The 4,323-nt window shown below is 52.9% G+C and carries 5 protein-coding genes and 2 pseudogenes; 5 read left to right on the top strand and 2 right to left on the bottom strand.

Going from position 1 to position 4,323, the window contains the following annotated elements; genetic code table 11:
* A pseudogene (locus ADK28_RS06395) lies at nt 1-267 on the top strand (nitroreductase family protein); the annotation flags it as partial.
* A 130-nt stretch (nt 268-397) separates the two neighbouring features.
* On the top strand, nt 398-691 hold the full coding sequence (locus ADK28_RS06400) for a DUF2623 family protein (protein ID WP_016927116.1): 294 nt from the start codon (nt 398-400) through the stop codon (nt 689-691).
* A gap of 13 nt (nt 692-704) precedes the next feature.
* Here the strand turns inward: ADK28_RS06400 and ADK28_RS06405 are convergent, their stop codons facing one another.
* Complete coding sequence (locus ADK28_RS06405; RefSeq protein WP_015378410.1) at nt 705-1,274, bottom strand: helix-turn-helix domain-containing protein; 570 nt, start codon at nt 1,272-1,274, stop codon at nt 705-707.
* A 38-nt stretch (nt 1,275-1,312) separates the two neighbouring features.
* Between ADK28_RS06405 and ADK28_RS06410 the strand changes: the two genes are divergently transcribed.
* Together ADK28_RS06410 and ADK28_RS06415 are read left to right on the top strand one after the other, a co-directional pair.
* Entirely contained in the window at nt 1,313-1,831 is a 519-nt protein-coding gene (locus ADK28_RS06410; protein ID WP_016927117.1) for a GNAT family N-acetyltransferase, read from the top strand.
* Nucleotides 1,832-1,848: 17 nt separating this feature from the next.
* On the top strand, nt 1,849-2,289 hold the full coding sequence (locus tag ADK28_RS06415; RefSeq protein WP_016927118.1) for a DMT family transporter: 441 nt from the start codon (nt 1,849-1,851) through the stop codon (nt 2,287-2,289).
* A 315-nt stretch (nt 2,290-2,604) separates the two neighbouring features.
* Here ADK28_RS06415 and ADK28_RS31320 read toward each other — a convergent pair.
* Nucleotides 2,605-3,171, bottom strand: a pseudogene (locus ADK28_RS31320) (phage late control D family protein); the annotation flags it as partial.
* 291 nt (nt 3,172-3,462) lie between these two features.
* Here ADK28_RS31320 and ADK28_RS31325 point away from each other — a divergent pair.
* On the top strand, nt 3,463-4,323 hold an 861-nt coding region (locus ADK28_RS31325), incomplete at its 3' end, for a hypothetical protein (protein WP_152929640.1).

Below are 4,323 nucleotides of genomic sequence, written 5' to 3' on the forward strand. Positions count from 1 at the left end.
GCGTTCGACACCGGCGCGGCCTGGGCCAACCTGGCGCATCAGGCGCACCTGAAAGGCTGGCTGACCCACTGCATGAGCGGCATTCACCACGACAAGATCAAAGCGGCGTTGCAGCTGCCGGACGACTATGCGGTGCACGCCATGGTGGCGATCGGCAAACCGGGCGACAAAGCCCGCCTGCCGGATTTCCTGCAGGAGAAAGAAGCGCCGTCGGGCCGTCTGCCGCTCGGCAAGACCGTCAGCGAAGGGCTGAATTTCACGCTGTGATTGCCCGCTTTCTCGCAGGCCCGCTTGGCGGGCCTTTTTTATGCGGCGAGTAAAACTTAGGGAGTATGTTCTCGTTCGCTCATTCGATATATATTTTGTTATATAGCGATTGCGTGGTGAGGAGGAACCCGTGGGAGATCATTTTGGCAAAGGGCTGTTGGCGGGGTTAAAGGCGGAGAACCTGAAGCCGGAGGCGGAGCTGTCGCGCTTTTGCTCCGACTACAAGCGCGGTTTCGTGCTTGGCTATGCGCACCATTTGGCGCAGCGCTGCGGCGACGAGAACCGGGCGGCGTTCGAGGCCGGGCAGCTCAGCCGCGCCTATGGCCTCGGCAGCGAGCCGATGAGCGAGTTCTTCTCCGGCGGCGACAGCCGGTTGGCGGAGAAGTTTTTCCACGCCGGCTATAACCAGCCGACGCAGGGATAGCGCCGGCGAGCCGTCAGGCGGCGCTCAGCACCGCCACCATATACACGCATGCCTCATCGCTTTGGTTTTCAAAGCGGCAGTCCGCCGGTGGGCCGAGCTCCAGGCAGTCTCCTTCGGCCATTTCATGGCGTGCGTCGCCCTCAAGAAAGACCAGCTCGCCGGATAAAACCCAGATCAGCTGACGCTTGAAGGCATACACCGAAGCCGGCATCGGGATCGCCGCGCCGGCCGGCAGTTCGATGCGCACCAGATCGAGCGGCAGATCGGTGCGCGGCGACACGTGGCGCCGCACGTAGCCGCTCTCAGGATCGACCCACACCGGTTGATCTTCCCGGCGCAGCAGCCGGCCTTCTTGCGTTTCCGCCCGGGCGATCAGTTTGGACATGCTGAGGCCGAACGCCCCCGCCAGTCTGCCCAACAGCATCGCCGTCGGGCTGCTCTCGCCGCGTTCGATCTTATGCACCATCGCCCGCGATACGCCCGCCCGTTCGGCCAGATCGGACAGCGACCAGTGGCGCGCCTCGCGTTCAATGCGAATGCGCGCGCCGATCAGCTGATTTAGATTGTCTAATTTAATATTCATATCGTAGTATTATAGTGGACAATTGGCCGGGGTAAACCATGATTATACGAAATGCGACGCTCAACGATAGCGCGGCGATTGCCGCTATCTATAACGACGCGGTGTTGAACAGCACCGCCATCTGGAATGAACAAACCGTGGATGCGGCCAACCGTGCGGCGTGGATCGGCGAACGCCAGGCGGCGGGCTACCCGGTGCTGGTGGCGGTGAACGCCGCGGACGAGGCGATCGGCTATGCGTCGTTCGGCGACTGGCGCGCCTGGGATGGCTATCGACATACCGTGGAACATTCGGTGTATGTTCATCAGGCGCATCGCGGCGCAGGGATTGGCAAGACGTTGCTGCTGGCGCTGATCGCACGGGCGCGGGAAATCGGCAAGCACGTGATGGTGGCCGGCATCGAATCCGGCAATCAGGCCTCGATTGAGCTGCATCTGGCGCTGGGGTTCCGCGAGGTGGGGCGCATGGAACAGGTGGGCGCCAAATTCGGCCAATGGCTGGATCTGACGTTCCTGCAGCTGACGCTCGACGAGCGGGCGACGCCGCCCGCGCGCTGATCCCGGGGGGCAGGGCGATGAATATGCTGTTACTGCTGATCGCGGCGGGAATGGGGCTGGTGGTGCAGAATCTGCTGATGGTGCGCATTACCGAAAGCGTCTCGACCATCCTTATCACGCTGGTGATCAACTCCAGCGTCGGTTTGTTGTTGCTGGTGGGGCTGCTGCTGGCCAAAAACGGCCTCGGCGCGGTGGCGGAAGTGACCGGCGCCGCCAGGTGGTGGATGCTGTTGCCGGGGCTGTTGGGATCGCTGTTCGTGTTCGCCGGCATTCTGGGTTACCAGAAGCTGGGGGCGGCGGCGACCATCTCGATCCTGGTCGCCAGCCAGCTGTGCATGGGGCTGTTGGCGGACGTCTACCGCGCCGGCCCGGCGGCGCTGCGCGAGAATCTGCCGGCGCTGGTCGGCGCTCTGCTGCTGGTGGCGGGCGCCTATCTGGTGGCGAAACGCAGCTTTTGACGGCGGCTGAAAGGCAAAAAGCCCGCTCGGGTTTCCCTGAGCGGGCTTCTCTAAATATGGCACCTGTGACTGGGATTGCCTTTGCCAGTAACTGGCTAATAATTAAACTAAACCTGAAAACTCTCCCTGTTAAGACCACCAGAATGACCACCAATAGTTGAGTCTTAACTAATAACGTTTTCACGCTGTATCCAAATCGTGTTGTGAATCAAGGGAGCTTAGCCTTTGGCTAACCCCTTTTTCGTTTAAAGTGTCCATATTGTGTCCATGTGGATCACCCCCGATGACCATGACGATTCGGTAATAAACAACCTACCCCCGTTTAAGTAACAGCAATTTGCCCACCTTAGCGGACACTGCCCAACCGTTGCGTTCATCCAGCCACGATAAAAATACGGCTTCGGATTCCTGCGACTGATCGATGTGGGTAATCTGGATCTTCGCGAAAGAATCAGACACCCTAGTAGTCAGTTTAATACAGGCTGCAATGGCACCTACCACCTCTTCGAGCGTGGTGTCATGCCATGACTCTTCCCGCCGGGAATTACGCGGGCCGCGAAAATCAGCACTGCGCGCCCGGGAGCGTTAGCGTGTTGGGTGTACCGTGATGCTCCACCTCATCAAACGTAAATTTCTTTTACGGCCACAGCAAAACCTTTTCTGCCGAGTCAGAACGACAGAACTGTGCCGCACCGGCAGCTCGACAAGGCCGTCAATGTCGTCGAGTTCGATGTCGAGTTGGTCAGATTCAAATCCCCGGTTGTCGGTAAGCGACAGATTAATCAGGCGGTCACTGATATTATCGGTAATCTCGTTACTGCCGAGGGTCAACATAAACTGAGGCGTCAGGATGGCACTAACCCTAGTCATCACATCCATCATCGTTAACCTTCCACCACTGAGAGCATATCACCCGCCTTGCCGGCAGGTACAACTGACGGCAATCAGGAGGAGATTACGATCAGCCATCTAGGGAGTAAATTTTAGCCCTTAATGGCAGGAACCGATTTCTATGGACTTTTAAAAAAGTGGTTAAACGTTCGCCGAATAGGCGTATTCAAACCTCCCATGTCTGATTCGATGGGAAGTTGATCACTATGTTTATGTTAAAACTTGGACAAGTCCTATCAAAAGAGTATTCTATATAAAAAATTAATTCAAAATGGTTGTAATATGGAATTAATAGCACTTTACATCGAAGATTTTAATGGCGTGCTCGATAGCTTTATAAAGCTAAGTAGTAAGTTTTCAATTAAATATGACCATAAAAACCTGATCGTTCGTGAAGAGGTTAATCGTGATATATATTATGATGGTATCCCGTCGACTTTATTAATTGGACAGAATGGGACGGGTAAGACCACTATATTAACCTATATAGAAGATTTTCATTATGAAAATGAAAATACTGGGTTTATGGTGTGGTATTCTAATGATAAAATCTATGTAACTTGCAAAGGAGCTAAGCCGTCTCGTATTACTGCGCATTATCCAGTTGATGTTGTCAATAATCCCATTGACTTCTTTTCTAAGAATAAAATATTTACAATTAAGTCAAATAATACTGTTGATTTTAATTCATATTTATTTGGCAGTAGAAAGGGGACTGCCAAGAATTTTGTTGATATATCATTGTCAAATACAGGCAGGGGCAAGTCTAATAAAAAACAAGAAATTGCTAAGATAGCCAGGTTTATTAATGCAGGGAAATCCCTACCGGATACTATAAATCAGGAAAAAATATCAATTTTAGCAAGGCTTTCACTTTATGGCGCGGAGCGGACAAAGAAAATCCTAAAAGACGTTGACTTCAGAAATAAGCATGGGGATATGCTTATTTCATTGTTTAATCATTACTACGATAAATACAGAAGCACTCCGGCTCCATATGGGTATCCTTCTAAGGAGTATCAATATATAAGGCATGAGAATTTTTCTTCGTATGCTAATTTTAAGAATAATAATTGGGGGTTGACATTTTTTTCTTTTATTTTCAGCAAGCTTTCAAATGAGAGGGAGTTAACTCATTCAGTA

The organism is Serratia sp. 506_PEND (genome assembly GCF_001076875.1).
GTDB lineage: Bacteria > Pseudomonadota > Gammaproteobacteria > Enterobacterales > Enterobacteriaceae > Serratia > Serratia marcescens.